Raw genomic sequence first — 26,798 nt, forward strand, 5'->3', positions numbered from 1 at the left:
CGTACGGCGCGGCGAAGTCAGCCTGTTTCTTCAAGCTCCACCCTGGCCCGGGCGCGAGGCTGAATCCATGTCCACGCTCGCCCGATCCCTCATCCGCTACGGTTACGCGCCGTTCATGCTGCTCGGTATCAACGGCGCTGGTATCGCCGTAGCCGCCACCGGCGCCCACAAGGCTTGGTTACTCGTCCTGCTCGCAGTCGCGGTGGCGGTGTCGTTCACCGCCGAACACCTACTGCCTTACCAGGACTCGTGGAACACCCCCCACGGCGACACCGGCCGCGACACCATCCACACCTTCGTCAACGAAACCCTCATCCTGGCCAGCGTCGCTGCCATCCCCGCCCTGGCCGCGCTCGTGCCCGGCGACGGGATCTGGCCCGGTGATTGGCCGTTCCTCGTGCAGGTGCTGATCGCGGTCGTGGTCGCCGATCTCGGGATCACCCTGGCCCACTACGCCAGCCACAAGATCGGGCTCCTGTGGCGCTTCCACGCCGTGCACCACAGCGTCCAACGCTTCTACGGCCTCAACGGCCTGATGAAACACCCCCTGCACCAAACCATCGAAATGACCGCCGGGGTCATCCCGCTACTGCTGGCCGGGCTCCCGGTCCCGGTCGCTGCGGCACTGTCGCTGACGGTGGCGGTGCAGCTGCTGTTGCAGCACTCCAACGCCGACTACCGGGTCGGACCGTTGAAGTATGTGCTGGCGCTCAACGAGGGCCACCGGTTCCACCACCTGAAATGGGCCGGCATCGGCGACGTCAACTTCGGACTGTTCACCCTCATCTGGGACCACCTGCTGCGCACGCACAGCTACGACCCGGCCCGCCGGTTCACCAGCACCGACCTCGGCATGGCCGCCAAACCCGACTACCCCACCGGCTACCTGGCCCAGCTCGCCGAACCCTTCACCCGACACGGCGCCTGCCAGCCAACACCCCAAGCGCCCACCGTGCCCGGCCCCGCGGAACCAGCGAAGACGGCTTGACTGCCACCCACGACCACTCCACCCCCGAAAGGACACTCCAATGGCGAAGATCCCCGCCGGTGCCCGCGCCCGCTACCACGAGGAAATGCAAGCCGCCAAGACCACGCCCGACCCCGCCCAGCGCTGGGCGGATCTTGTACGCGCCCACATCGTGTCCCAGCCCGACCGGTGGCTGCACCGGATCCGCACCACCGCACCGCGCGCACCGTGCGGGTAGCGGCTCAGGAGTTCCTGGACACGATCGGCCCGACGAGCACCCGCCGCGCCTATCATCGCCATCGGCAAGACCACCGACCAGCTCGACGGACGCGGCCTGACGGGCCGATCGGACCAGCCGGGCACTGGCATCGGTGACCGCCGCCGAGTCGGCGACGCCCCTCGAACCGCTGTGGGATACCGCGGCGGTCAACACGTGGAACGCGCGCCGCGCCGCCGTGGGCAAATGGCTGAGGTGGTGCCGCGAATAAGGATAGGACGCACCCACCGTTCTGGCCTCGGCCAGACGTTCTACGCCGCCGGATTCGCAGACCTCGGTGCGTTCGCGCACCGCGATCGACCGGCTCATCGCCCGCCGCGACTCCACATCCGCGAGAAGTCGCTGTGGCGGATGCTGTGCGAAACCTGCGCTCGCACAGAGGAATGCTCCAACTCGACATCGAAGACCTCGACCGGCCGGGCCGGTGCGCCCGAGTGAAATCCAAGGGCGCCAAACCCCGCGTCTGCCGCCGCGGCGCCACCCACCAAAACACGTCCTGGAAACCGCGTACTGAGAGGTCGGCACCACACGGCTTCTACCGTGATTGATCCGCGGTTGCACCCGCGGCGGCCCGGTATTCGTGCCCCACCGCTGACCTGGGCCCCGGCAAATACCTTGCCGACCGCGACCTGTGCCCCGACACCGGACTCGCGCGACTGTCCTACGACCCCAGGTCCGCGATCTCCTCGACGCCGCCACCGGCGGGCCCGGCACCGGCTGGAACCTGCACGACTCCGACACTCCGGCCTGACACACATTGGCGAATCCCAGGCCAGCCTGCTCGAACTGATGGCCAAATCACGCCACCGCAAACCCGAGAACCTACGCCGCTACATCAAACCGTCCCCCCAGGCCATGCGCGAACTGACCAGCCTCATCGGGTCCGGCCCGTCCCGCACCCACTACCAGCAGCTACCCCATATCCGCCCGAAATTCGGCCGAGGGACTGTGGATTTTTACCGAGACAGCCCCTCGGCCGATGGTACGGCGACCCCTGGTAGCCGGGTCGTGAAGGTGGTTCCTCGGCCAGGGGCGCTGGTGGCAGTGATGGTGCCGCCGTGCGCGGTGGCGAGTTCTTTGGCGACGGAGAGTCCGATGCCGGAGCCGTCGGCGCGGGCGGTGCGGCTGCGGAAGAAGCGGTCGAAGATGTGTGGCAGGTCGGAGTCGGGGATACCCGGACCGGTGTCGCTGACCCGCAGCTCGGCCCAGCCGCTGAGACGCTCAACCGTGACGGTGACGGTCCCGTCGGGGGGAACGAATTTCAGGGCGTTGGTGAGCTGGTTGGTGATGATCTGGCGGAGCCGGTCGTCGTCGCCGTCGACGAAGACCTCGGCGAGTTCGGTGTTCAGGGTGATGCCGGCCTGGCTGAATCGTTCGCGGAAGTCCTCGACAGTGGTTGCGACGAGGTTGGTGAGCGAGAGGGTGCGCCGTTGCAGGGTGAAGGCAGCGGCGTCGGCGGAGGCGAGGGTTTCCAGATCGGCGATGAGCCGGCCCATGCGAAGGGTCTCCTCGTGCAGGGAAGAGATCACGGCAGGCGTGGGTTCGCGGACGCCGTCTTGGACTGCTTCGAGTTCGCTGCGCAGGATGGCCAGTGGTGTGCGTAGTTCGTGGGCGACGTCGGCGGCGAAGAGGCGGCGTAGTTCCTCTTCTCGCTCGATGCGGTCGGCCATGGTGTTGAAGGTGGTTGCCAGCAAACCGATTTCGTTGTCCGGGATGCGGGTGACCCGCCGGTCTTTGCGGCCGTCGGCGAGATCGGCTGCGGCGTGGGTGAGTTCGGCGATCGGCGCGGTCGCGCGGCGCGCGGTGTAGAGGCCGACGCCGAGCGCGATCACCGAGGCGGTGAGTCCTCCGGCGATCAGCAACTTGTTGACGTCGGAGCGGAAGGTGCGGTCGACCGCGGGGATCGGGCCCTGTGGCACCCGCACGTCGAGGATGCCGACCTGACGGCCGCCGACGACGACGGGGAGTTGCTGGGGTGGGCCGAGGTCTCCCACGCCCATCATGTCCCGGTGCATCGCCAGTATCGCGTCGTCGACATCGGCGTCGGCCAGCGACCACACCTGCGTGCCGTCGGGTGCGCGGAGCTCGACCTGGGAGCCGGTCATCGTGACTGTCGGGGCGAGTTCGTTCAGCTTCTGGCGGTTCCAGCCGTCGGCTGGGGTGTATTCGGCGGCGAACATGGCGACCAGCTGTTGCTGGCGGATCTGCTGCTGGGCGGCGCGGTATTCGTCGAAGCGGGCGCCGAAGGCGAGGTTGACCAGGACCGCGGTCAGCAGGGCCGCGCCCGCGCCGAGTGTTGCGAAGGCGAGCGCGAGGCGGCGGGCGAATCGGCCGCGCAAGAATTCACGCATCGCGCTCGACTCCCAGCTTGTAGCCGACGCCGGGCACGGTGACCACGATCCGGAACGGCGCCTCGTCGCCGAGTTTGCGCCGCAAGTTCTTCACATGGACGTCGGTCGTGCGCTCATATGCCTCGAACGTGTGGCCTTGGATGCGGCCGACCAATTCCATGCGGCTCCAGGCACGTCCGGGCCGCGACGCGAGCGCGGCGAGCAGGTCGAACTCCGAACGGGTCAGCTCCACGGGCTCGCCCCCGGAGTAGACCTCTCGGCGTTCGGTGTCGATCCGCAGCGCCCCTTCGCCGTAGGACACCGCGGTCTCGGTAGCGGCGCGACCGCTGCCCGCGCGGCGCAGTACTGCCTCCACCCGCGCCACGAGCTCTCGGGGGCTGAACGGTTTGACCACGTAGTCGTCGGCGCCCAGCCGCAGCCCCGCCACCCGGTCGTTCTCGGCCGCGCGGGCGGTGAGCATCACGATCGGCACATCGCAGTCGCGGCGCAGCAGCCGGGCGACCTCATCACCGGGCAGTCCCGGCAGGCCCAGATCCAGGATGATCAGATCGGGTTGCGCGGTGCGCGCCAGGTCGAGCGCCCCGCGGCCCTCGACCGCCTCCAGCACGCGGTATCCGTCGCGTTCCAGGTAGTCACGCACTAGCGCCCGAAGCTTGGCTTCGTCATCGACGACCAGCACCGTCTCGCCCGTCACGGCGTCGCCACCTCCACCGGTCGAGCATTGATGCTGCCTACTGGCGTCGAGGGCAGTGGTGCCGGGGTGAAGGCGCGCAGCCGGTTGGCGTTGCCGACCACCGACAGCGACGACAGCGCCATCGCCGCGGCCGCGATGATCGGGCTGAGCATCCACCCGGTGAACGGATACAGCACGCCGGCCGCCAGCGGAATGCCGGCGGTGTTGTACACGAACGCGAGCACCAGGTTCTGGCGGATGTTGCGCATCGTGGCCCGGCTCAGCCGGATCGCGGTGACCACCCCGCCCAGTGCGCCGGAGATCAGCGTGATGTCGGAGGCTTCGATCGCCACGTCGGTGCCGGTGCCGATCGCGAACCCGACATCGGCCTGCGCCAGGGCGGGGGCGTCGTTGATGCCGTCGCCGACCATGCCCACCTGCCGACCTTCGTCCTGCAGACGGCGGACCTCGATCGCCTTGTTCTCCGGCAGCACCTCGGCCAGCACCCGGCCGATGCCGACCTCGCGGGCGATGGCTTCGGCGGTGTGCCGGTTGTCGCCGGTGATCATCACGACGTCGAGGCCGAGCCGCCTCAGGGCGGCGACCGCGGCGGCCGAATCGGCTTTGACGGTGTCGGCGACCGCGACCACTCCGGCCGGGCGGCCGTCGACCGCGGCGAAGATGGCGGTCTTACCTTGAGCAGCCAGCCGCTCCGCATCCTCGCGCAGCGGCGCGAGGTCCACACCCGCCTCGGTGAGCAGCGTGGCCTTACCCACCAGCACCCGGCGGCCCGCGATTGTGGCGAGGATGCCCTGGCCGGTGACCGAGTCGAACTCGACCGGGTCCGTCGTGGCGATACCGCGCTCGACGGCACCGTCCACGATGGCGCGCCCGAGCGGATGCTCCGACGACCGTTCGGCCGAGGCGACCAGCGCGATGAGCTCGTCGGTGTCGAAACCCGCCGCGGGCACGACGTCGGTCAGTGCGGGGCGACCCTCGGTGATGGTGCCGGTCTTGTCCAGCACGATGGTCTGCAACCGGTGCGCGGTCTCGAGAGCTTCGGCCGAGCGGATGAGAATGGCGGCTTGGGCGCCCTTGCCGGTGCCGACCATGATCGAGAGCGGGGTCGCCAACCCCAGCGCGCACGGGCAGGCGATGATCAACACCGCCACCGCCGAGACCAGACCGAGGGTGAACGCCGGGTCGGGCCCCACGACATACCAGACCGCGAACGCGGTGATGGCGATGAACACGACCGCGGGCACGAAATAGCTCGACACGAGGTCGGCGATCCGCTGGATCGGCGCCCGCGACGCCTGGGCTTGGCGCACCAGCCGAATGATCTGCGCCAGCGCGGTATCCGCCCCCACCCGGGTGGCCCGCAACCGGAACGCACCCGTCTGATTCACCGTCGCACCGACCACCTCGTCACCGACGGTCTTGGTCACCGGGATCGACTCCCCGGTCACCATCGATTCATCCAGCGAGGACCGGCCATCGACGATGACACCGTCCACCGGCACCTGCTCACCGGGCCGGACCACGATCACATCACCGACCACGACCTCCTCGACCGCGACATCGACCTCGACGCCGTCGCGCACGACCCGTGCGGTCTTGGGTTGCAGACCCAGCAGCTCCCGGATCGCCTGCCCGGTACCGGCTTTGGCCTTCGCCTCGAACAACCGGCCCAGCAGGATCAGGGTCAAGATGACCCCGACCGCCTCGTAGTAGACCTCCCGCACCGACTCCGGCAGCAGCCCCGGCGCGACGGTGACCAGCACGCTGTACCCATACGCCGCACAGGTGCCCAACGTGATCAGCGAGTTCATCTCCGCCGACCGGTTACGCAGCGCCCGCCACCCGGTCCGGTGAATCGGGTAACCGGTGTAGAACATCACCGGAGTGATCAGCGCGAACTGGAACCAGCGATTCAACAAAAGCCCAGGCACGTCGACCCCGAAGAGCTCGTGCAGCATCACCGCGACCACGACCGGCGCCGACAACACCGCACCCACCCACACCCGACGCGACAGATCCTTGATCTCGGCATGCCGCTCCGCGGCCTCGGTGTCCTCCTCCGCGGCGCCATCCCCGGCCGCCCGTGCCGTCGCAGGCTGGGCAGCCTGGCCAGGGCTGGGGGTCTGGCTCGATTCTTCGTTCGGGTCGACGACCAGCGTTCCGTGGACCATGTTCATGCCGCAGGCGAACCCGAACCGGCCTGCCGTATCCGGCACGAACTCGACCGCCGTCGTTTCGAACGCCGGCAGCGACTTGCTGACACCGAGGTCGGGAAAAACCACCCGTGAGGTGCATTCGCCGCTCTCCTGCCGGTCGAACAGCATGCGTACCGGGACACCCTGACGGACCCGGATCAGATCCGGGGCATACCCGCCTTTGACGGTGACACCGATTTCCTGCACCCCTTCCCGCAGTTGCGCGGTCCGCGACTTGCGCGGCCCGAAGAAGAACCACGCCAACGCCACGATCAAGCAGGCCGACGCAATCAGGACTGCGATCTTGTCCGCGCTCATGACATTCTCCTCAGCTGCAGAGCCGCTACCAGACGCGCTGAGGTGCACGCCCGTTGTCGCTGTCGGTGAATCCGATTCCGCATGCGCTCGCCTCCATTGTTCCGGGTGCCTCGCCAATCCGCGAGACCGCTGCCCACCGCGTTGTTTCGTGTCGAACCGATCGACTACCTTTGCGCGGTACCCGTATGTATAACCGGCGCCGTGCCGGCGCTGATACCGGTCGAGGGGTGCGCACAGCGGTCCCACATCAGCCCTTCACGGCTTCTTCACAGCCGCTGCCTAATTTCGAGAGCACCCGAGGCTCATCGACGCGAACCAGGGCCCGGAAACCCCACCTGAAAGAGGGCGAACCCATGAAGAAACGCACAGCAATCGCAGCGGTCGCAGGGAGTGCCCTGCTCGGCGCGGGTGCATTCGGCATCGCCACCGCTCAGACACCCGAACCCACCGAGCCCGGCACACAACCGCCGTCGACCACACAGCAGCAGGATCCCGGCGCCGGGCAGTCCCAGGAATCGATGATCCGCCACTGCACCGACGCCCTACCCGCCGGTGACCGCGACCAGGCGCGAGCGATGATGCAGGACATGATGCGCCCTGGCGGCATGATGTCGGCGCCGATGATGGATGGCCGAATGATGCCGGGGCCGATGATGGGCACCAGCGCCGAGAGCGATCACCATGGCATGCGCTGACCGCCGCCACGTTCCGCGCGGTTGTCCTGCCTCCCGTGCGGTACCCCGTGACACCGGGCCGAGGACAGGGCATCAGGGCCGATGAATCTCGCCTCGATCCCCAGCCCGCCCAGCCCCTACCTGGACGTGGGCCCGCTGATGCTGCACTGGTATTCGATCATGGTGATCCTGGCAGTCCTGGTCGGCGTCGCGATCGGTGAGTGGCGGTGGCGATCGCGCGGCGGCGCACCCGGCACCGTCATCGACGTCGCGGTCATCGCCATACCCTTCGGCGTCGTCGGAGGTCGCCTCTACCATGTGCTCACCAGCTGGCAGCTCTATTTCGGACCCGGCCGCGATCTGGTTGCGGCCCTGTATGTCTGGCAGGGCGGACTCGGCATCTGGGGTGCGGTCGCCGGTGGTGTGCTCGGCGCGTGGATCGCGCTGCGTCGTCGTGGAAGCGGCTTCGCCGTCTTCGCCGACGCCATGGCGCCAGCCTTGCTGGTCGGTCAGGCGATCGGGCGGGTGGGCTGCTGGTTCAACCAGGAACTCTACGGACGACCCACGGATCTGCCGTGGGGGCTGGTCATCGACCCGGCACATCGACCCGCGGCAACCCCGGCGGCCGACACCTATCACCCGGTGTTCGCCTACGAGGCCACCTGGGACCTGCTGGCCGTGGGACTGATCCTGTGGGCCGAACGCCGGTTCCGCCTCGACCGCGGCCGCGTGTTCGCCCTCTACATCGCCGCCTATACAGCGGGGCGGGCAGGGATCGAGATGCTGCGCGTGGACCCCGCCAACCAGATACTCGGACTACGACTGAACGTGTGGACGGCCGCGCTGCTGTTCACCGCAGCCGCCATCTTCTTGTACGTGCGCCGCCCGCAGCGGAACAGCGGCCCGCCCGCCGCCGCGGATACCGCTGTTCCCGCAGCCGATTCACCGCCCGCCGCCGGTGCGCTCGCGGTGGGATCAGGACGCACATCGAGCACCCATCCCGAGCTCACAGATTCTTCACAGCCAACACCTACCGTCTCGTTACAACCGATATACAAGGCGCCGCGATCCCCACGGCCATCCCCCTCGGAGTGATCACCATGTGCTTCAACAAAAAGATTCTCCTCACCCTCGGCCTCATCGCCGTCGCGGTACTGGTGCTGAAGCCGGGTTGGATCCTGGCCGCGGCGCCGCTGCTGATCCTCGCTGCCTGCCCACTGAGCATGATGTTCATGATGAAGACCATGAACGCCGGCCAGGCCAACACCCCGGTCGAAGGTTCTTCCGCCGGACCGGACGGTCCCGACCTGATCAAGGCCGCACCGACCACCGGCAAGACGACGATCATCGACCGGTTCGACACCCTGTGGCACCAGCCGAAGACCGACCCGAGCAGCAACGTCACCGCCGGCCCAGGCGAACCGCGCGGCCACAGCGCTAGCACGTGGCGCAACGATCGTCCCTGACCGCGCAGACTACGAGCGGCGCAGGCGGTGATGGCCATGGCGAATCCCACGACGCGATGCGGCGAGATCAGCGAATCGCTCGCCGCCTACGCCCTCGCGGCGCTGGCACCCGATGAGGAGGCCACAGTGGCCGCACACCTGAGCCAGTGTGCTCCATGCCGATCCGAGCGCGACGAACTGACCGTCGTGGTCGAACTACTGAAGGCCCGCCCGATCCTCGCGCCCGAACTGCGGTGCCGCCCAAGCCCTATCCCCGACACAGGTCGCCGCCGCGAATCGGGACCGGTGACCGACGCGCACGCCGCCGACACGATCACTGCGACTGAGGAACAGATCCCATGAACGACTACGGATACGGCCTCTGGGCCCTGGTCGTGATCAACACGGTCGTGCTGGTGGCCTTCGCCGCCGGCTTCTTCCACCCGCACACCAGCCGCGACTGGCGGGCCCTGGGCGGCTTCAGCGCCTTCGCGGTAGCGCTGTTCACCGAGATGTACGGCTTCCCGCTCACCATCTACCTGCTGGCCGGACCACTGGGCAACCGGTTCCCCAACCTCGGATTCACCCACGCCCAAGGTCACCTCTGGAACGACCTGATCGGCTGGAAACTCGACCCGCACATCAGCCCGTTCCACCTCGCCGCCTACGCCTTCATCGTCGGCGGATTCCTCCTCATCGCCGCAGGCTGGCGCAAACTGCACGCAGCCGCGCGAACCGAAACCCTCGCCACCTCCGGCGTCTACCGACATGTGCGCCACCCGCAATACGCGGGCTTCCTCGCGATCATGATCGGGTTCCTGCTCATGTGGCCGACCCTGCCCACCCTGATCATGTTCCCGGTACTGGCATGGATGTACCGGCGCCTGGCGATCCGCGAGGAAACAGAAGCGGCCGCCCGCTTCGGAACGGACTGGACCGATTACGCGGCCCGCACACCCCGATTCCTACCCACCCGCCGAATGACGGCGAACCTCACGCCAAGGCCGCCGACTGACAAGCGGCAGGTGCACACGCCATGACAACCGCCGAGACCGTCGTGCTCATGGTGCTGCTGGCCTGCGCCGCCGAGATGGGCGTAGTGGTCTGGCTGGAACGCCGCTACCGCAAGGACATCCGCGACCAATGGGATCGCCTGCACGACCGGAATCGGGTGCACCCCGCACCTGGCTCACCCCACGCAGAGATCACTCGGCTGCAAGCCAGGATCGACCAGCTAGAAGCGGCCGAACGCGAACACGGGGCAACACGGCGATGTACCGCAACACCGGTCCACCTCAGCCTCCGCGGAACCCGACACCGCCTGTGTAAGCAACGGTAGGGGATCACCGAACAAGAACATGGATCACGCGGCGAGGAAGCATACCTGCAAACTGCTGCGACACGGAGAAGGTCGGCGAGTCCGTTGTCATCCGCTCCGATTCTGGATTATGGGCCCGACGGTGCGGTGGTGGGCTGACATCGGTTTCGCCTACCGGACAGGTCGCGGTGGTGTCGCATTCCGGGTGCTGGTCCGCAAGCCTGGATAGGCCGGACCGCTCAGGCCCCGGCTGGGTTCAGCAGGGCAGCCAGTTCTGGTGGGGTGGGCATGGTTTGGCGCAGGCCCACAGCAGCGCGGCCGGTGTTGCCTTCGGGGGCGAGGCGGGCCAGTGATCCGGGTGCGGCGACGATGATGCGGACGACTTGGCCGAGGGCTTCACGGCGGTCGCGTTGGCGGACGGCGAGGGTGAACATGGCGATGTGGTTGCGGGTGTGCAGCCAGGGGTCGGGCTGGGACAGGATGTGGGCGCGTTCGAGATGTTCCCAGCGTTGCGCGGGATCGGGTGTGGTTTTCGCGGCGTGCATTTCGTTGTCGTAGGCGGTGCGTGCCGCGGCCGGAATCCAGGCCATCGCAGGTCCTTTCGGGGTCGGTTGGTCAGTCGCAGCAGTCGCAGTCGCGACCGGCCGGGGTGGATGCGAGGGTGATCGGTGAGGGTGCGAGTGCGAGCAGGTTGTCGCGCGCCACGGTGACCTGGGTGGGCGCGGCGGTTTCCGAGGGTGGGCAGCACGCGCAGGCGACGGTCCGCAGTGACTTGGGCTGTGCCGCCGCAGCAGCCGGGACGGCGCTGCCGGGTTGCGGTGTGCCGGGCAAGGGTCGTAGGCGCGCGGCGCGCACGCCGTTGGCAATGACGAACACTTCGGCGAGTTCATGGATGAACACGACGGTGGCCAGCCCGAGGATGCCGGTGGCCGCGAGCGGCACCAACGACACGACGATGGCGGCGGACAGGCCCATGTTCTGTAGCATGATGCGGCGTGCGCGGCGTGCGTGCGCGATGGCTTGGGGCAGGTGGCGCAGGTCGTGGCCCATGAGGGCGATATCGGCCGTCTCGATGGCGACGTCGGTGCCCATGGCCCCCATGGCGATCCCGATATCGGCGGTCGCCAATGCGGGGCGTCGTTGACTCCGTCGCCGACCATCGCGACCGCGCCGGACCACTCACGACGAAGCCTGGTGATGTGGTCGGCCTTGTCGGTGGGCAGCAGTTCGGCGTGCACATCGTCGATACCGGCCTGGGTCGCCAGGGCGGTGGCGGTGCGAGTGTTGTCACCGGTCAGCATCGCCACCCGCACCCCCGCGGCCCGCAGCGCGGCGACGGCGTCGGCGGCCTCGGGACGCAGCTCATCGCGGATACCGATCACCCCGATCACGATGTGGTCGTGCTCGACGACGGCGACGGTGACCCCGGTGTCCTGAAGCCGGTCGACATCGCCGGCCAGCGCGCCGGGAGTGATCCAGCCGGGTTTGCCGAGCCGGGCCGCACGCCCATCGACAATGCCTTCGATGCCCGCACCCGGCACGGTCATGACGTCGGCCGCGGTCGAGACCGACGTGGGTGCGGAGGCCAGGATCGCGGCGGCGAGGGGGTGTTCGCTGCGGGCTTCGACGGCGGCGGCGATGGCGTGGACCTGCTCGCGGGTGTGCCCGGCGGCGGGCACGATCTCCACGACGGTGGGCTCGTTGCGGGTCAAGGTGCCGGTCTTGTCGAGCGCAACTGTGCGCACCACGCCCAGTGTCTCGAGCGCGGCGCCGCCCTTGACCAGCACTCCGAGCCGGGTGGCGGCCCCGACGGCGGCGATCACGGTGACCGGGACCGAGATCGCCAGCGCGCACGGTGCGGCAGCGACCAGCACCACCAGCGCCCGCTCGATCCACACCCCGGGATCACCGAATATCGCGCCGAGCCCGGCGATGGCGGCAGCAAGCACCATCACCGCAGGCACCAGAGGCCGGGCGAGCCGGTCGGCCAGCCGCTGCCGAGTGCCCTTGCGCTGCTGGGCGTCCTCGACCACGCGCACGACCTTGGCCAGGGAGTTGTCCGCGACGGTCGCGGTCGCTTCGATGACCAGCGCGCCGTGGGCGTTGATCGATCCGGCGAACACCGCATCCCCAGACCCGACCTCCACCGGCACCGACTCCCCGGTCACCGCGGCGGTGTCGAGGCTGGAGCGACCTTCAGCCACGATGCCATCGCTGGCGATACGGTCCCCGGCCCGTGCCAGCATCCGATCGCCCACCCGTAGTTCGGCCGGGTCGATGACCGCCTCGCCCTCGGCACGTAGCACTCGGACCCGTTCCGGAACCAAAGCGAGCAGTGCTCGCAGGCCACGGCGGGTGCGTGCGAGCGAATAGTCTTCGAGGGCTTCGCTGATGGAGAACAGGAACGCCAGCATTGCCGCCTCGGCGAACTGACCCAGCACCAGCGCCCCGACCAGCGCGATCGTCATCAGCGTGCCCACACCGATCCGGCGCCGTCCCAGCGCTTTCACCGTCCCCGGCACGAACGTCACGCCACCGATCACCGCGGCGGCCAGATGCAGCACGATTGCGGTTGTCCCGAAACCCGTCCAGTCGGCGACAAACCCGGCCACCAGCGCGATGCCCGCGGCAGCGGCCAGTTGCAGTTCCCGCACCTGCCACAACCGGTCCGGCCGCTCAGCGGCAGTGTGCTGGTTGTCGCGGGGTTCGTCGATGCCGCAGCACGCGTCGCTCGTCTTCTCTCGCCTCTCATGTCCTCGACAGAGTGCTCTCAGCAGCAGTCCTGGGTCGCTGCCGCCGGGCAGCACGCCGGATCCACGGCCAGTACCAGCCCCAACAGATCCTCCAGCGCAGCCGCGATCCGGGAGTCGGCGAGTTCGTAGCGGCTGCGCCGCCCCTCCGGTACCGCTACCACCAGCCCGCACCCGCGCAGGCACGCCAGATGGTTGGACAGGATCTGGCGCGTCACCCCGATCCGGTCGGCCATCTCCGATGGATAGCCAGGTCCGGTACGCAGGCTCAACAAAATCTGTGTGCGGGTCGGATCCGACAGTGCGTGCCCGAACCGGGCCAAGGCGCCGGTGTGCAGTACCGGCAACGTCTCCATAAACCCATACGTTACATCAGAATCTGTATTCATAAAACAATGAACTTAATTCCGTGTTGCATCCTGTACCTGGGTACAGGCTTACCGTGGATTCATGACGACTTCACCAGCTCAGGGCGCTTGGGTGCCGCAAGCGTGCACCCTGCCTACGGTGGAGCAGCTGGTTCGAGTTGCCGAGTTCGACCAGTTCTTCGCCGAGTCCGTCCAGCGCCTCGACCGACCGGAGCCGAGGCGGCTGGATCTGTTGTTCACCGCGGGCGCGGAGGCCGCCGCTCGCGATCTCGCGGCGCGCGAGACCAGCTGCTGCTCGTTTTTCACCTTCGTCTTCCACGTCACCGACATCGGGCCGGTGATGCAGGTCGGAGTCCCCGCTGCCTATGTCGAGGTGCTGGACGCGTTCGCCGCTCAGGTCGACGCTGCGATCGGTGGGCAGCGCTGGTGAGCGGGCTGCGCACGAGCCAGCTCGCCGAGGCCGCGGGCGTCAACGCCCAGACGCTGCGCTACTACGAACGCCGCGGGCTGTTGGCCGAACCGACTCGGTCGCTGGGTAGGCACCGGCTGTATCCGGAGCATGCGGTCACTGTGCTGCGGGTGATCAAGGCCGCGCAGCGGCTCGGGTTCACCCTGGACGAGGTCGCCGACCTACTCACGGCCACCGAGCGGAGCCGCCGCCACCGCACCGACGCCGGGTTGCAGGCCCGCGCCGCGGCGAAACTGGCTGAGATCGATGCCCGGCTGGCCGAGCTCACTGCAGTGCGCGACACCTTACGCGCGGCGGTTACCGCCGGTTGCGACGACCTGCTCACATGCAGCGAAAGCCTTTCCTGCCCGGTGCCGTTCGACGCTGCCAGCCACGACACCGGCGCCGGTGGTTGCTGAACCGACGGGCTTCGCGCTTCTCGCGTTCGGCGTTTCCGGATGATTGCCCGCTGTGTGCGTGGCTGCCGCATCGGATGCGACAGCCACACAGTTCCAGGGTGCTTGCGCGAGCTCTTGTTCGGCCGCACCGTGGTTACACCATCGTGAGGGCGGGTTTCTAGGCTCTGCCCGTGACTGTTGTGCGTTCGATCGTGTTGTTTGTTCTGGCCGCCGTCGCCGAGATCGGCGGGGCCTGGCTGGTGTGGCAAGGGGTGCGCGAACATCGTGGCTGGGGCTGGATCGGTGCCGGGGTCATCGCCCTTGGCGTCTACGGGTTCGTTGCCACCCTGCAGCCCGACGCCCACTTCGGGCGCATCCTCGCCGCCTACGGTGGCGTCTTCGTCGCTGGTTCCCTGGTGTGGGGCATGGCCGCCGACGGCTTCCGTCCCGACCGATGGGACATCGTCGGTGCCGTCATCTGCTTGTTCGGCGTCGCGGTCATCATGTACGCACCACGCACCGGCTGAGTCAGGTATCGTTCCGGGCCTCGCAGCAGACGCGCCCCCGCGATCACGACTGATGATCGGCGATGTCGCCGCCGTAAGTCTGCTGTTCGGATCCGGGATCATTCGGTGGAGTAAGTGCGATTACAGCCGCGCTCTCCCACGAGGATCCCGCGTGGGTATCCCGGCCCGACGCAATGCAGCCAAGACCGTGGTGTGGTTGACGCCGAGATGGTTGCCGACGCGTGCGAGTGACCAGCCGAGTTTGTAGAGGTGTATGGCGGTGTGGACCTGGTCGGGGGACAGGCCCCGGCGACGCATCGGTACCTCGTGTCGGTGGAGGATGTTGCTGACCGTGCGCCGTTCGATGCCGAATCGGTCGGCCAGTTCATACACGGTCGCTCCGGACTGGTATCCGGTGATCAGCTCCGCGACTTCCGCGGCGTCGAGTCGCCGTGCCCGCTGGGGTTTGGGTCGCTCAACGGTTGGCGAGGCCGGAGTTGTCGGGTCGGGTAGCTTCTGGATCAGGTTTTCCAGGGCTACCAACTGCCTTTCAGGGTTTCTACCTGCGGTTTCAGGGTTGTAGTAAGGTCCCCCAAGGTCCACCATAGGTGAACCCCCAGGTCAGAGACTTGGGGGTTCACTGTTGCTACTGGACGCTCAACCTGGACGTGGCGCTGAGCAGGGGAAATCCTGGTTGTGAGGGTTCTAGTTCCCCTAAAGTGTCTTCGTTGCTCCTGGTGTTGATTAGGTCGGGAGGACTCGGCTGCCTTCAGGCCAGCTGGCTGTCGGTTGTCAGGGCCGGGTTCGTCCGTGGGTTGTCGCGAGTTCGGACGCCGCGTTCGCGCAGTCGGGTCAGGACTGTGGTCGGGTTGACGGCGATGTGTCGGGCTACCTTGGCCAGGGACCAGCCTCGGCTGTAGAGGTCGATCGCGTGGTCGGCTTGTTCGGTTGAACAGGGCGTCCATATTGCCGGCTACCGCGTAGTCGGGGTGCAGGACGGGTCCGACCTCTAGCAGCGCTGGCGACTGCGCGTGCCAGAACACGCCGAGGTCGAATTTGGATGCGTAGCTGTCCGGGTAGGTGACCGTGAGCTGTACCAGATCCGGGGTCCGGCGAACGATCGTGACCGAGCATTACCGTGCCCACTGATCAACAGATCGCGGTGTCCGCGAGCAGCTGTTGTAGGTCGGGGAGTGGTTGAGCGCAGATCGCACGTGCTTCCTCATCGGGAACTCCGACGAAACGCAGTAGATCCTCGGTGATTCGGTCGCTGGCGGCCGCGTCGTCGCGGTCGGGCTGGTCGTGCAGCAGTTGACCGAGGAACACGACGGCTCCGGACACCACAACGAGCGTGAGGTCGAGGTCGGGGATCGAGAAGCGGCCGGCTTCGATGCCGCTGGCGAGGTCGCGGCGGGCGCGTGCGGCAAGTCCGCGATCCGATGACATCTGGCCGGGTGCTGCCGAGAGTACGACCTTGCTCATCTTTGGTGCGAGTCGATGCAGGCGTCCGGTCAACCGGACGGATTGCGCGAAGATTTCTGCCGGATCGGTCAGGTGGTCGGTCAGCGCATCGAGTACATCGCCGAGCGCCTCTAGCGCGTTGTCGACCGCTGCTTCGAACAGCTGTTCCTTCGTTTCGAAGTGATTGTAGAAGGAACCCATCCCGACGTCGGCGAGCTGCGTGATCTGCAGGACGGGCACGTTCTGATTCCCTGCCGCGAGCAGTGATTGGGCAGCGCTGATGAGCGCTGTCCGAGTTCTCAGCTTGCGGCGTTCGAGCCGATTCTGGGGAACGGTCACTCGGTCGATCATACCTGCGTGGTGTCAGTAATGACGATTCTGTCAATTGTCTTGACTGACGTGCTGTTCGTAGGTGACGATATCGTCATCAGTGAAGGTTGGCGACGATGGCCGACCATCACGGCACGCGCTGCGATCTCGCATGGGGTCCGGCGTCCCTTCCGTCTTTCGCAAACACCACACGAAAGCTGTGACATGACCACTCTCGCCGTTGACAAATTTGACTCGGTCGGCGCGTGTTTCCTCGCTCAGGCCGGGAGGGCGCCGCATGCACCGGCGTTCCGTGCGCCCAATGAGACGGATACGGGCTGGCTGACCTTGACGTGGTCGGAGGCTGCTCGGCGTGCCACGGACCTCGCCGCAGGTTTGCTTGCGTTGGGTGTGCTCGCGGAAGACCGGGTTGCCATTGCCGGCTCGACCCGTCTGGAATGGATCCTTGCCGATCTCGCCATTGCGCTGGCCGGCGCGGCGACCACCACTGTGTACCCGAGCACGAACGCCGAAGGTGTCGGCTACATCCTGGCGGACGCCGGCGCTGTCGTCGTCTTCGCCGAGGATCGTGATCAGCTGGCAAAGATTCGAGCCTCCGAAACCGCGGTGCGCCATGTTGTGCTGTTCGACGGCGACGCCGACGCTGCCGATGATTCGGTCCTCACGCTTGCGCAACTGGCGCTGCTCGGCCGCAGGCATCTTCGAGAAGACGCGGATGCTGTTGTCAAGTCCGTGCGGGCGGTCGGTCGCGATCAACTCGCGACGATCATCTACACCTCGGGCACCACGGGACGACCCAAAGGGGTGGAGCTGACCCATGCCAACTGGCTCTACTTGGGCGCGGCGGTGGCGAGTGAGGACGTTGTCCGGCCCGACCACGTGCAGTTTCTGTGGCTGCCGTTGTCCCATGTCTTCGGCAAGTTGCTGCTCGCCGCCCAGTACGAAACGGGGTTCGTTACGGCGGTGGACGGCCGGATAGACCGGATCGTCGACAACCTGCCGATCATCCGGCCGACCTTCATGGCCGCTGCACCGCGCGTTTTCGAGAAGATTCACGCCCGGGTCGTCAGCATGGTCACTGCCCAGGGGGGCATGCGGAAAGCCCTTTTCGACTGGGCTATCGCGGTCGGGGTCGACGCTGTTCGCCGACGCTCGGCCGGTCGGGCCAGCTCGGTGCTGCAACGGATGCAACTCTTCGTTGCTGACCGGCTCGTTTTCGCGCGGATCCGGCGAGGTTTCGGCGGACGGATCGAGTACCTCGTCTCCGGTAGTGCAGCATTGTCGCCGCAGATCGCCGAGTGGTTCGCGGCCATCGGCCTGGCGATCAACGAGGGATACGGCCTCACCGAGACCACGGGCGTCGCATTCGTGAACCGGCCGGGCGATATTCGTATCGGCACCGTCGGACAGCCCTTCCCGGGAACCGAGGTCCGCATCGCCGACGACGGGGAGATCATGCTGCGTGGCCCAGGGATCATGCGCGGCTACCACGGTCTACCCGAGCAAACTGCCGAGGTCATCGACACCGACGGCTGGTTCGCCACCGGTGATATCGGTGAGGTCGATGCCGACGGGTTCCTGAAGATCACCGATCGTAAAAAGGATCTGGTCAAGACCAGCGGTGGAAAGTTCATCGCACCGGCCCCGATCGAATCGGCGGTAGTGGCCACCTGCCCACTGGTGTCGCAGGCAGTTGTGGTCGCCGACGGACGCAACTTCGTGAGCATTCTGCTGACCATCGACCCCGAAGTGCGCGGTGACCTGCCGGACGATGCAGTGTCGACCGCCGTCGAGCAGGCAATCACCGAGGTCAACTGCAGGCTCAACCGCTGGGAAACGATCAAACAGTACCGGATACTGCCACGCGATCTGACCGTGGAATCCGGCGAACTCACCCCGAGCCTCAAGATGAAACGCGCCGTTGTACTCCGCAATTACGCCGAGACGATCGAGGGTATCTACAGCGACCAGGCGGGCGCGCTCCGATGAACGGTCGTCACGACGCTCACGCGGGCCTGCACAGCGCTGAGGGCGCCCGGCCGGGCGAACACCTGGGACGGGCAGTGAACCCGGTGGTGAAGGTCGTGGATCTGGCCTGGCTGGAGTTCGAAAAACCCGACCTCCGCCGGGCCGAGGCGTTCGCCCATGCGTTCGGGTTCGCGACGGCGTCCCGGACCGAGGCCGAGTTGCAGCTCCGTGGAACCGAACCTGGTTCACCATGCATTCGGGTACGCCGCGCTCCCCGCTCCCGATTCCTCGGTCCGGCCTTTCGCGCCGCCGAAACGTCGGACCTGAAGCGACTCGGCGACGCAGTGGGGTCGCGAGTTGTGGCGCTACCCGAATCGGTCGGTGGGATGGCGGTTACGCTCGTCGACCCGAGCGGGCTTCGCGTCAGAGTTGTCTGCGACACCCGTGAACTCGATTCGTTACCGGCACCCCCTCCGTTGAGCCTCAACTTCGGGGAACGCCTGACTCGGATCAACAGCACGCAGCGTTCCCCGCGAGCGCCGGCGCGTATTCAGCGTCTGGGGCACGTAGTCGTCCAGACGACTCGGTATCGGCAGACGCTCGATTGGTACCTGCAGTACCTCGGCTTGATCGTCAGCGATTTCCTGTTTTTCCCGGGGCAGCGGGATCGTGGCCCGGTCATGAGTTTCATCCGATGCGATCAGGGGTCGATCCCGGTCGATCACCATACGCTCGCGCTGACGCTCGGTCCCTCGAATCGATACGTCCACTCGGCGTTTCAGGTGGCCGACCTGGACACACTCGCTGCGGGCGGTGAATATCTCCAGGATCACGGATATCGCCGGTCGTGGGGTATCGGGCGGCATATTCAAGGGAGCCAGATCTTCGATTACTGGCGCGATCCCGACGGCTTCCTGGTCGAGCATTTCAGCGACGGTGACATGTTCGACAACACCCTCGAGCCAGGTTGGGCTCCCATGACGGCCTCCGGCCTGTCTCAATGGGGTCCACCTGCGACGCGAGATTTCCTGGGGATATCGCCCGGCCCGGAATCGCTGCGTGAGCTGCTTTCGATACTTCGCGCAGTCGGTGAGAACGACAACGAATTCGACATTCGCCGGTTATTCGGCCTGATGAAAGTAGCCCGTACATGACTGTGACCGTTCTTCGCACCGCTAATGCCTGGTGGGTGCAGACACCCGCAGGAGCGGCCCGGATCGATACGGATGCGACAACCACCGCCGAACTCCTCGCTGTCCGGCCCGCGATCAACGCCGCGTGCCGCAACAGCGAAGTTGTTCCCATCAGCGAACTCGCGCCGCAATTGGTTCCGGTCAGTGAGCTCGCGCTGGTGTCGCCGGTGACCGCTCCGTGCCGGGTTGTGGCGCAGATGACGAATTTCGCGTCGCATGTCAAGGATTCGGGAGGCGATCCGGAGTCGGTTCCGCTCACGTTCTTCCGCAAGTCATCCGGTTCGGTGAGTGGGCCTTATGACGATGTGATTCGCCCCGAGCATGTGCGGTTGCTCGACTACGAGGTCGAGATCGGGCTGGTCTTCGGCCGGGCGATGCCGGTCGGATCGCACATCGACGCAGCGAATCTGGCCGACTACGTCGCCGGCCTGGTTGTCACGAACGACATCTCCGCACGCGATGTGCAACTCCCCAAAACCCAGTTCTACGAGGGAAAGTCATATCCGACTTTCACTCCGGTCGGTCCGGCGCTGGTGCTCGTGGACGCCGACGAGTTGAAGCGATTCGACGAACTGAGGCTGCGCCTGTGGGTCAACGGCGATATCCGCCAGGATATGACGGTGACCGACATGATTTACAAGCCGGTCGAGACTCTGCGAAGCCTGACTCGGTTCCAGCGCATGGATGCCGGGGATCTGTTGCTGACCGGGACGCCGATCGGCACTGCGCTCAGTGCACCACCCAAGCCCGTGGAGATGATCGGATCGCTGCTGCCGCCGAAGCTGAAATGGAAGATCTTCTTCGACCGCCAGGCCAAGAATCCGAAGTACCTCCAACCCGGAGACCTCATCGAAGTATCGATCGGCACCGACGACGGAGCCATCGACCTCGGCACCCAGCGCACCACCGTGCGAGGCGCGCGCTGAGATGAGCACTGCCGCAGTTCCGGTCGTGGTCGTCGGCGCGGGGCCCAGCGGGTTGACGGCCGCGACCCTGCTCGCGCAGTACGGTATCGAAACGGTTGTCTTGGAGCGCTGGAACGGCGTCTATCCGCAACCCCGCGCGGTGCATCTCGACGGTGAGGTCCGCCGGATACTGACCCGGTTGCGGGTGGGCACCGCATTCGATGCCATCTCCCGGCCCGCGCTCGGGCTGCGCTTGATCGACGGAGCCGGGCGTCATGTACTGGCGCAGTTCGATCGTGACCCCAACCCGGGCCGCAACGGGCATCCCGAGGCCAATCTGTTCGATCAACCGGAGCTGGAAGCGATACTGCGCGAAAATGCCGGTCACCGCTCCGAGGTCACTATCCGTGGCGAGGTGGAGGTCATCGGATATGTCGATGAAATTGATTGTGTCCGTGTCGATTACATCGACCGCCGGACCGGTGCTCGGAATTCGATCCGCGGCCGGTACCTGCTCGGCTGCGACGGTGCGAACAGTATCGTGCGCACATCGATGGGCGTCGGCATGCGAGACTTCGGTTTCCGGCAACGCTGGCTGGTCGTGGATGTGGCGACCAGCGCCGAACTGGCACAGTGGGACGGTATACACCAGGTCAGCGACCCGAACCGGGCCGCCACCTTCATGCGTATCGGGGAACAGCGATATCGCTGGGAATTTCAGCTGCTGCCGAACGAATCCGCCTCCGACTATCAGAAGATGGAGGATCTGCTGCCGTTGATCCGGCCCTGGACCGAGTCGGTCGCGCTCGCCGATTTCGAGCTGCTTCGGGTGGCCGAGTACACCTTTTGTGCACGGGTCGCCCAGCAGTGGCGCTCCCGGCGCACCTTTCTGCTGGGCGACGCGGCGCACCTGACACCACCCTTCATCGGCCAGGGCATGGGCGCCGGACTCCGAGATGCCGCGAACTTGAGCTGGAAGCTGGCCGCGGTACTCAGTGGCGAGCTCGGCGACGACGCCCTCGACAGCTACGAAATCGAACGAAAGCCGCACGCGCAGGCGATGATTCGGATCGCGATGCTGCTCGGCGCATCGATGACCGCCGGTGGTGAGATCGGTAGCCGAGCTCGCCGGGTCTTCGCACCGTATGTGCACCGCATGCCCGGGTTCGACCGGCGTTTCATAAACGGCGAGACCCCCGCCCTGCACCACAGCAGCCTGGTGACCAAGGCTGCGCGGTTCACCAGCCTCGCTGGACGACTCGTTCCGAATCCACCACTACCGGACGGCCGGCGACTCGACGACCTCATCACGGGCCGGTTCGCCCTCATCACCTCGCAGACACCGACCGCGGCCCAGCGCGCGATGGTGGAGGACCGCGCTGCGGTCCTGATCATCACCAACGCCGGGGAGGAACTCCATCGTTGGCTGCGCCATGGGCGCGCCCGCGCAGCTCTGATCCGCCCCGACGGCACCGTTCAGTGCGCCGGCCGCGACCTATCACGTCTGTGCGACGCGGTTGTCCGCCTGCCGGTACCGGACACCTGTTGCCCAGTGGTCTATCGCGGCCGCTGCGATTGGTCGGACGGCGCCCGCGATGCGGCCGAAGCAGGGGAAATCCGGTAGCGGTTTTCCCTCACCTCCCGGCCGGTCGGCCGGGAGGTGTTCGAGGTCGGCGATACCCGATCCGCACCTACGTCACGCCCGCACTCTCCAGCTCGAATCGACCCGGTCCACACACGAACCCCGCATCCTATGCGGTCGTCGAGGCTGCCGGCTGCGCGGCGACAGGCAGTGCAGATCCGGCTCCGGCGGTGCTGATGCCGGAAAATCCACGTCTCATCGAGCACCTGAGGTTGGCCGTGAAATCCATGGCACATGGGTGTGCGCACCACATAGTGACGAATTCGTCATATTTCCTTGACTGAGACTTGCGTCGCATGTGACGATATCGTCATCAATGTCTTGGTGGTACGGCGATGGGAGTCCATCACTGAACCGAGCCACCTCCCCCCGACCGATCGGACGGCTGTACGAGTTCGCTCGCCGCAGTCGGCCGATAGACACCCGAGCGGCAACCGATCCGGCGGGAGCGGAACTCGAAGGGACCGACCATGCCCGACAACGCTGTCCATTCCCGGCGCCCGCCGGCGTCCGTGCCCGCGGGTGCGGCCCGCGAAACCCGGTCTCGCGCCCGTTGTCTCGGCTATATCGCGGTGGGTACCGCCACGATTCTCGCCCTTGTCGCGATCGTCCTGCCCACCCTTGTGGCAAAGAGTCTGGTGAAATTCCCGGACCGGATCCATCAGGTCACCGTCGCGACCGGGACGGGAGACGTGCTGGACTTCAGGCAACTGCTGGAGGGAACGGTGCACATCGACCATGAGGTTCCCGTACAGCTGACCACCCTGGTCAACAGCGTCGTTCCGACGGACTCGAACGTGGTCACACTTTGCGTCTCCTTCGAAGTCACTCGGCGCGATCGCACCGATACATCGAGACTGCTCGACGCGTCGGTCGATCAGGTTACCGTCAGCAGAACCACTGGCATGCCTCAGCGGCGACCAGCCATGACCGTGTTCGAACTCGATCAGAAGCCGCTCGAAACTGTCCGCCACGGCCTGCAATACAAGTTTCCCTTCGGCACGGCGAAGCGTGATCATCCATACTTCGACGCGATCTCGCAGCGTGAGACGACCATGGCCTACGTCGATGACTCCACCGTCCGAAACGGTCTACGACTGTTGCACTTCCGTGCTGACATCCCGGTTGTCGATCTCAGCGGATTGCTCCCGATGCGTGGGCGGGTGGACCTCCCGGCCAGGCTCCTGGGCGGTAAGGGCGGCGATGAACTGGTCGGAGTCTCGTTGTACTATTCGGCAACGCGGGATTACTGGGTCGAGCCGACCACCGGCGCCGTCGTGATCATCAACGAGCACCAGCTGCGCTACCTCGCGACCACCGCCGATGCCCCCGACCGGATAACCGTTTTCGATGGCGACCTGAAATTCGACGATCAGACGATCGACCAGATGGCCACCCAGGTGGCCGCTGCTCGCAAACAGATCGCGGCGCTACGCGTTATCGGCCCGGGTATCGCTGCTCTCGGGTCCGTTGCCGCATTGATCATCGGGATCAGGCGACTGGGCTCCGCTCGGTGCCGCCGCTCCATGTCGGCCGGAACTGTCGGTCGAACAATGTAACAAGTGATCCCGCATCCAGCCTCGTTGTCGGCGAGGTGGTGACGCGGTTGCCGGTGGCTCGGTTGACGGGCGAGCCTGACGACAGGGCGGTGCGCTCGGATGTGGAAGCTGAGCTTCCTGCGAGACACCACGCACACTCTGTCATGCGAGGCCGGGAGAATGGCGGGATGGCAGGCGAGGTCGAAGCTCAGTTGAGTGCGTTGCTCGGACCGTTGCGGCGAGCGGTGCTGCGACGGACGCGGGTACTGGAGGGATTGCCCGATTTGCCGGAGGCGCAGATCGAACTGCTGAGATTGCTGGTGTCGCGGGATGGCCTGGCTCCGGGACGGGCGGCGTTCGAGCTCAAGGTGGCGCAGTCGACGGTGAGCAATCTGGTGCGGACGATGGCGGATCTGGTGGATCGAGTTCCGTCGGCCGAGGACGGGCGCGGGGTGGTGCTTGTCGCGACGGCGCGGGCCAAGGAACTGCTGGTCAGATACGACCGGGCCAGTGCGGCGATGCTGCGGGACTCGTTGGCGAAACTGTCACCAGAGGATCAGCAAGTCCTGGAATCCGCGGTTCCGGCCTTGCAACGATTGCTGTCCGTGCTGGACGAATAGGTCGTGCACTCTTCCCGCTGTGAGGCCGGTCACCTACAATAGTTTTGTTCCAAAAGTATTTCACTGTGGGAGCGTGCGTTGCAGAGCCCGAAATTCTTCCGTTGGCTGCTGGTGGCAGCCGTCGTCCTCGCGAGTGTCGGTGCGGCGGTGTTGGTTCCGCCCGCCGCGGCGGCACCCGATGACACGGTGGTCACCGTCACAGGCGGACTCATCAGCGGTCGGCACACCAATGGGATCGTCGAATACCTCGGTGTTCCGTTCGCCGCACCCGCCTCGGGTGAATACCGCTTCGCTCCACCGCGACCGGCCATTCCGTGGGCAGGTGTGCGTGCGGCCCTCGCGCATGGGCCGCAGTGCCCGCAGGCTTCGCCGGCGCCGTTCGGGCTGGCGGTGCAGGAATCGAGCGAGGACTGCCTGAGTATCGATATCTATGTGCCGGAGAACTCTGCGGGCGCGGATCTTCCGGTGATGGTGTGGATTTACGGTGGCGCCTTCGTACTCGGCTCCAACGCCCAGTACGACTCCCCAGACCGGCTGGTGCGGGAGGGCAAGGTCATCGTGGCGATCCCCAATTACCGGGTCGGTCCGTTCGGTTTCCTCGCACTACCCGAACTGGCCGACAGTACCGGCGGCATCACCGGCACCTACGGCACGCTCGATCAACAGGCCGCGCTGCGCTGGATTCAGGAGAACGCGGCCGCGTTCGGTGGCGACCCCGGCAATGTCACCCTCTTCGGCGAATCGGCCGGCGGAATGAGTGTGTGCACGCAGCTCGCTTCGCCGCTGGCACGGGGCCTTTTCCACCGGGCGATCATTCAGAGCGGGTCGTGCGCGCGCAGCCCGCTGTCACCGCCGGACTCCGAACTCGCCTTCCAGCGGTCGGCCGACTACGCGGCGAGCCTCGGTTGCCGCAATCCGCACACGCGACTGAACTGCCTGCGCGCCCTTCCGGTCGAGAAGCTCCTGGATTCGCCCAGCGTCGAACTTCATTCGATGGCGGTCACCTGGAGCCCCGTACGGGACGGGGTCGTGTTGACCTCCACTCCCGAACAGGCGCTCGCCGCCGGAGCCGCCCGCGACCTGCCGCTGGTGGTAGGCAGCAATGCCGACGAGGGCGCTACTTTCATCGCCCTGCTCGACTACCTGAAAGGCATGATCCCCGATGAATCCGATTACCTGACTTGGGCGCAGGAACTGTTCGGCGACAATGCCGGCCTGGTTCTGCACCGATACCCGCCAGCCGACTTCTCCTCCCCGGCCAAGGCAAAGGAAAAGGTGCTCACCGACGGATTCTTCGCGTGCCCAGCACTGTTCACTACCGAGGCCGCGCGTGCCGGTGGCGCCCAGGTCTGGCAATACCGTTTCAACGAAGCGCCGCTCGGCCAGAACCCGATGCTTCCCGGCGCCTTTCACGCGGCCGAACTTCCTTATGTGTTCACCGAGATGCTCGGCATCCCGATCCCGCTTCCTCCGGCAGGCGACCAGCTCTCCCGCCGCATCCAGCAGAGCTGGTCACGTTTCGCCCACACCGGCGATCCGGTGACAGCGGACTTCGTCGACTGGCCGACCACCCCCGGCTCCACTCTCGAAATGAGCAGCTCTGGGATCAGCACCGCCGATTCCTTCGCCGCCGAGCATCATTGCGACCTGTGGTCGGGGATCAGCCGGATCGGTTAGGGCAGAATGACCTGATCATGGTTCACCACCAACGGCACTATCTCGCCACCACCGCCGATGCCCCGGCCCGGATAATCGTCGATGGCGGCGGCCGGCGGGCCCACGGTCGCGGTTCCGCGCCATCTGGAACCGCCGACGCAGCCAAACGGCTCGGAGCAATGGCTGGATGTCTCTACCTGCACTCCGCGGTCGACGGCTTCTGCCCGGCTCGCCTACACCGAAGCTATGCCGGACGAAAAAGGCTGTCACAACACGGGGATTGGACCGGACATGGGCTTTTCTCATGTGCAAGGCATCGCCCACCTCGAGCGGATCGTTGCGGCGGGGTTGCCGATGCGGGCCGACGTCGGCGCTCATGCAACCGAGTCTCCCACGCCACCACCACCTGCCTGATCCTGCGCGCCCGCGCGTGGTCTACTCGACAGCCGACGAGCTCGACCGAAAGCTGTCGAGGCAAGGTCGAGTCGGCCGCGACCCGGTTCGGTGTCGATCACCGACGCGCCCGTCCCTGAGAATCCCTCGTGGGTACTCCGCGTCGACGCAGTGCGGCCAGAACGGTTGTATGGTTGACGTCGAGATGGTTGCCGACCTTTGCGAGTGGCCAGCCGAGCCTATAGAGATGGATGGCAGTGTCGACTTGGTCGGGGGACAGGCCCCGGCGGCGCATCGGTACATCGTGTCGGTGGAGGATGCCGCTGACTGTGCGTCGTTCGATACCAAATCGGTTGGCCAGTTCGTACACGGTCGCTCCGGCC

Annotated in this window: 25 protein-coding genes and 1 pseudogene; 18 read left to right on the plus strand and 8 right to left on the minus strand. The window is 66.4% G+C overall.

Translation table 11 applies throughout. The features are described from left to right. The first annotated feature begins 67 nt into the window (after positions 1–67). Both OHB21_RS13660 and OHB21_RS13665 read left to right on the plus strand, forming a co-directional pair. Complete coding sequence (locus OHB21_RS13660; protein WP_328439008.1) at positions 68–988, plus strand: sterol desaturase family protein; 921 nt, start codon at positions 68–70, stop codon at positions 986–988. 40 nt (positions 989–1,028) lie between these two features. After that, positions 1,029–1,205: a DUF3703 domain-containing protein gene (locus OHB21_RS13665; RefSeq protein ID WP_195142476.1), complete on the plus strand. Its 177-nt coding sequence runs from the start codon at positions 1,029–1,031 to the stop codon at positions 1,203–1,205. A 995-nt stretch (positions 1,206–2,200) separates the two neighbouring features. On the opposite strand, the gene OHB21_RS13670 is transcribed toward OHB21_RS13665, so the two are convergent. From OHB21_RS13670 to OHB21_RS13680, 3 genes are read right to left on the minus strand one after another with little or no spacing between them, the layout of a single operon-like run. Continuing rightward, entirely contained in the window at positions 2,201–3,595 is a 1,395-nt protein-coding gene (locus OHB21_RS13670; RefSeq protein WP_328439011.1) for a sensor histidine kinase, read from the minus strand. Next, positions 3,588–4,289 carry a response regulator transcription factor gene (locus tag OHB21_RS13675; RefSeq protein WP_328439013.1) on the minus strand — a complete coding sequence of 234 codons (702 nt, stop codon included), beginning with the start codon at positions 4,287–4,289 and terminating at the stop codon, positions 3,588–3,590. Before OHB21_RS13675 ends, OHB21_RS13670 begins: the two co-directional genes overlap by 8 nt. Next, a complete protein-coding gene (locus tag OHB21_RS13680) occupies positions 4,286–6,802 on the minus strand; it encodes a heavy metal translocating P-type ATPase (RefSeq protein WP_328439015.1) in 2,517 nt (838 codons plus the stop codon). Before OHB21_RS13680 ends, OHB21_RS13675 begins: the two co-directional genes overlap by 4 nt. Before the next feature lie 353 nt (positions 6,803–7,155). On the opposite strand from OHB21_RS13680, the gene OHB21_RS13685 reads away from it, so the two are divergent. The 6 genes from OHB21_RS13685 (at position 7,156) to OHB21_RS13710 (ending at position 10,260) form a co-directional block, all read left to right on the plus strand. Continuing rightward, entirely contained in the window at positions 7,156–7,497 is a 342-nt protein-coding gene (locus OHB21_RS13685; RefSeq protein ID WP_328439017.1) for a hypothetical protein, read from the plus strand. A gap of 81 nt (positions 7,498–7,578) precedes the next feature. After that, a complete protein-coding gene (lgt, locus tag OHB21_RS13690) occupies positions 7,579–8,571 on the plus strand; it encodes a prolipoprotein diacylglyceryl transferase (RefSeq protein WP_328439019.1) in 993 nt (330 codons plus the stop codon). 5 nt (positions 8,572–8,576) lie between these two features. Beyond that, entirely contained in the window at positions 8,577–8,942 is a 366-nt protein-coding gene (locus tag OHB21_RS13695; protein ID WP_328439930.1) for a DUF2933 domain-containing protein, read from the plus strand. 36 nt (positions 8,943–8,978) lie between these two features. After that, positions 8,979–9,284 carry a zf-HC2 domain-containing protein gene (locus OHB21_RS13700; protein ID WP_195142470.1) on the plus strand — a complete coding sequence of 102 codons (306 nt, stop codon included), beginning with the start codon at positions 8,979–8,981 and terminating at the stop codon, positions 9,282–9,284. Next, positions 9,281–9,961 (plus strand): methyltransferase family protein, encoded by a 681-nt coding sequence (locus OHB21_RS13705; protein WP_195142469.1) that lies wholly within the window; start codon positions 9,281–9,283, stop codon positions 9,959–9,961. The genes OHB21_RS13700 and OHB21_RS13705 overlap by 4 nt, the downstream gene beginning before the upstream one ends. Further along, on the plus strand, positions 9,958–10,260 hold the full coding sequence (locus OHB21_RS13710) for a hypothetical protein (protein ID WP_195142468.1): 303 nt from the start codon (positions 9,958–9,960) through the stop codon (positions 10,258–10,260). Before OHB21_RS13705 ends, OHB21_RS13710 begins: the two co-directional genes overlap by 4 nt. Before the next feature lie 218 nt (positions 10,261–10,478). Here the strand turns inward: OHB21_RS13710 and OHB21_RS13715 are convergent, their stop codons facing one another. The 3 genes and pseudogenes from OHB21_RS13715 to OHB21_RS13725 all read right to left on the minus strand — a co-directional run bounded on the left by OHB21_RS13715 (position 10,479) and on the right by OHB21_RS13725 (position 13,345). Continuing rightward, positions 10,479–10,829, minus strand: coding sequence for a DUF3703 domain-containing protein (locus OHB21_RS13715; protein ID WP_195142467.1), 351 nt, complete (start codon positions 10,827–10,829; stop codon positions 10,479–10,481). Between the two features lie 25 nt (positions 10,830–10,854). Beyond that, positions 10,855–13,013 (minus strand): annotated as a pseudogene (locus tag OHB21_RS13720) (heavy metal translocating P-type ATPase). Next, on the minus strand, positions 13,010–13,345 hold the full coding sequence (locus OHB21_RS13725; RefSeq protein ID WP_195142466.1) for an ArsR/SmtB family transcription factor: 336 nt from the start codon (positions 13,343–13,345) through the stop codon (positions 13,010–13,012). Before OHB21_RS13725 ends, OHB21_RS13720 begins: the two are co-directional and overlap by 4 nt. Before the next feature lie 94 nt (positions 13,346–13,439). Between OHB21_RS13725 and OHB21_RS13730 the strand changes: the two genes are divergently transcribed. The 3 genes from OHB21_RS13730 to OHB21_RS13740 all read left to right on the plus strand — a co-directional run bounded on the left by OHB21_RS13730 (position 13,440) and on the right by OHB21_RS13740 (position 14,730). Further along, a complete protein-coding gene (locus OHB21_RS13730) occupies positions 13,440–13,787 on the plus strand; it encodes a hypothetical protein (protein WP_195142465.1) in 348 nt (115 codons plus the stop codon). Further along, the gene (locus OHB21_RS13735) at positions 13,784–14,224 is read left to right on the plus strand and encodes a MerR family transcriptional regulator (RefSeq protein ID WP_195142464.1); all 441 of its coding nucleotides are present in this window, start codon (positions 13,784–13,786) and stop codon (positions 14,222–14,224) included. Before OHB21_RS13730 ends, OHB21_RS13735 begins: the two co-directional genes overlap by 4 nt. Before the next feature lie 170 nt (positions 14,225–14,394). Further along, positions 14,395–14,730: a YnfA family protein gene (locus OHB21_RS13740; RefSeq protein ID WP_195142463.1), complete on the plus strand. Its 336-nt coding sequence runs from the start codon at positions 14,395–14,397 to the stop codon at positions 14,728–14,730. A gap of 120 nt (positions 14,731–14,850) precedes the next feature. Here OHB21_RS13740 and OHB21_RS13745 read toward each other — a convergent pair whose 3' ends face one another. Beyond that, positions 14,851–15,315 carry a hypothetical protein gene (locus tag OHB21_RS13745; RefSeq protein WP_195142462.1) on the minus strand — a complete coding sequence of 155 codons (465 nt, stop codon included), beginning with the start codon at positions 15,313–15,315 and terminating at the stop codon, positions 14,851–14,853. Between the two features lie 543 nt (positions 15,316–15,858). After that, positions 15,859–16,521: a TetR/AcrR family transcriptional regulator gene (locus OHB21_RS13750; protein WP_106199274.1), complete on the minus strand. Its 663-nt coding sequence runs from the start codon at positions 16,519–16,521 to the stop codon at positions 15,859–15,861. 18 nt (positions 16,522–16,539) lie between these two features. Here OHB21_RS13750 and OHB21_RS13755 point away from each other — a divergent pair, with 18 nt between their 5' ends. The 7 genes from OHB21_RS13755 to OHB21_RS13785 all read left to right on the plus strand — a co-directional run bounded on the left by OHB21_RS13755 (position 16,540) and on the right by OHB21_RS13785 (position 26,043). Further along, a complete protein-coding gene (locus tag OHB21_RS13755) occupies positions 16,540–18,489 on the plus strand; it encodes an AMP-dependent synthetase/ligase (RefSeq protein ID WP_228815644.1) in 1,950 nt (649 codons plus the stop codon). Then, positions 18,486–19,622, plus strand: coding sequence for a VOC family protein (locus OHB21_RS13760; protein ID WP_163845290.1), 1,137 nt, complete (start codon positions 18,486–18,488; stop codon positions 19,620–19,622). The genes OHB21_RS13755 and OHB21_RS13760 overlap by 4 nt, the downstream gene beginning before the upstream one ends. After that, the gene (locus OHB21_RS13765) at positions 19,619–20,587 is read left to right on the plus strand and encodes a fumarylacetoacetate hydrolase family protein (protein ID WP_163845292.1); all 969 of its coding nucleotides are present in this window, start codon (positions 19,619–19,621) and stop codon (positions 20,585–20,587) included. The genes OHB21_RS13760 and OHB21_RS13765 overlap by 4 nt, the downstream gene beginning before the upstream one ends. Position 20,588: 1 nt before the next feature. Next, a complete protein-coding gene (mhpA, locus tag OHB21_RS13770) occupies positions 20,589–22,190 on the plus strand; it encodes a bifunctional 3-(3-hydroxy-phenyl)propionate/3-hydroxycinnamic acid hydroxylase MhpA (protein WP_195142461.1) in 1,602 nt (533 codons plus the stop codon). Positions 22,191–22,678: 488 nt separating this feature from the next. Continuing rightward, complete coding sequence (locus OHB21_RS13775; RefSeq protein ID WP_163845297.1) at positions 22,679–23,767, plus strand: DUF3068 domain-containing protein; 1,089 nt, start codon at positions 22,679–22,681, stop codon at positions 23,765–23,767. A 167-nt stretch (positions 23,768–23,934) separates the two neighbouring features. Continuing rightward, positions 23,935–24,366, plus strand: coding sequence for a MarR family winged helix-turn-helix transcriptional regulator (locus OHB21_RS13780; RefSeq protein ID WP_163845299.1), 432 nt, complete (start codon positions 23,935–23,937; stop codon positions 24,364–24,366). Between the two features lie 78 nt (positions 24,367–24,444). After that, the gene (locus OHB21_RS13785) at positions 24,445–26,043 is read left to right on the plus strand and encodes a carboxylesterase/lipase family protein (RefSeq protein ID WP_163845300.1); all 1,599 of its coding nucleotides are present in this window, start codon (positions 24,445–24,447) and stop codon (positions 26,041–26,043) included. Positions 26,044–26,798: the final 755 nt, after the last annotated feature.

It is taken from the genome of Nocardia puris (genome assembly GCF_036051655.1).
GTDB lineage: Bacteria > Actinomycetota > Actinomycetes > Mycobacteriales > Mycobacteriaceae > Nocardia > Nocardia puris.

Bases quoted from the DNA above. Each gene is read 5' to 3' on its own strand.
- OHB21_RS13660 (WP_328439008.1), top strand. From the start codon at position 68: ATGTCCACGCTCGCCCGATCCCTCATCCGCTACGGTTACGCGCCGTTC.
- OHB21_RS13665 (WP_195142476.1), top strand. From the start codon at position 1,029: ATGGCGAAGATCCCCGCCGGTGCCCGCGCCCGCTACCACGAGGAAATG.
- OHB21_RS13670 (WP_328439011.1), bottom strand. From the start codon at position 3,595: ATGCGTGAATTCTTGCGCGGCCGATTCGCCCGCCGCCTCGCGCTCGCC.
- OHB21_RS13680 (WP_328439015.1), bottom strand. From the start codon at position 6,802: ATGAGCGCGGACAAGATCGCAGTCCTGATTGCGTCGGCCTGCTTGATC.
- OHB21_RS13685 (WP_328439017.1), top strand. From the start codon at position 7,156: ATGAAGAAACGCACAGCAATCGCAGCGGTCGCAGGGAGTGCCCTGCTC.
- lgt (WP_328439019.1), top strand. From the start codon at position 7,579: ATGAATCTCGCCTCGATCCCCAGCCCGCCCAGCCCCTACCTGGACGTG.
- OHB21_RS13695 (WP_328439930.1), top strand. From the start codon at position 8,577: ATGTGCTTCAACAAAAAGATTCTCCTCACCCTCGGCCTCATCGCCGTC.
- OHB21_RS13700 (WP_195142470.1), top strand. From the start codon at position 8,979: ATGGCGAATCCCACGACGCGATGCGGCGAGATCAGCGAATCGCTCGCC.
- OHB21_RS13705 (WP_195142469.1), top strand. From the start codon at position 9,281: ATGAACGACTACGGATACGGCCTCTGGGCCCTGGTCGTGATCAACACG.
- OHB21_RS13710 (WP_195142468.1), top strand. From the start codon at position 9,958: ATGACAACCGCCGAGACCGTCGTGCTCATGGTGCTGCTGGCCTGCGCC.
- OHB21_RS13715 (WP_195142467.1), bottom strand. From the start codon at position 10,829: ATGGCCTGGATTCCGGCCGCGGCACGCACCGCCTACGACAACGAAATG.
- OHB21_RS13725 (WP_195142466.1), bottom strand. From the start codon at position 13,345: ATGGAGACGTTGCCGGTACTGCACACCGGCGCCTTGGCCCGGTTCGGG.
- OHB21_RS13730 (WP_195142465.1), top strand. From the start codon at position 13,440: ATGACGACTTCACCAGCTCAGGGCGCTTGGGTGCCGCAAGCGTGCACC.
- OHB21_RS13745 (WP_195142462.1), bottom strand. From the start codon at position 15,315: ATGGTGGACCTTGGGGGACCTTACTACAACCCTGAAACCGCAGGTAGA.
- OHB21_RS13750 (WP_106199274.1), bottom strand. From the start codon at position 16,521: ATGATCGACCGAGTGACCGTTCCCCAGAATCGGCTCGAACGCCGCAAG.
- OHB21_RS13755 (WP_228815644.1), top strand. From the start codon at position 16,540: ATGACGATTCTGTCAATTGTCTTGACTGACGTGCTGTTCGTAGGTGAC.
- OHB21_RS13760 (WP_163845290.1), top strand. From the start codon at position 18,486: ATGAACGGTCGTCACGACGCTCACGCGGGCCTGCACAGCGCTGAGGGC.
- OHB21_RS13765 (WP_163845292.1), top strand. From the start codon at position 19,619: ATGACTGTGACCGTTCTTCGCACCGCTAATGCCTGGTGGGTGCAGACA.
- mhpA (WP_195142461.1), top strand. From the start codon at position 20,589: ATGAGCACTGCCGCAGTTCCGGTCGTGGTCGTCGGCGCGGGGCCCAGC.
- OHB21_RS13775 (WP_163845297.1), top strand. From the start codon at position 22,679: ATGCCCGACAACGCTGTCCATTCCCGGCGCCCGCCGGCGTCCGTGCCC.
- OHB21_RS13780 (WP_163845299.1), top strand. From the start codon at position 23,935: ATGGCAGGCGAGGTCGAAGCTCAGTTGAGTGCGTTGCTCGGACCGTTG.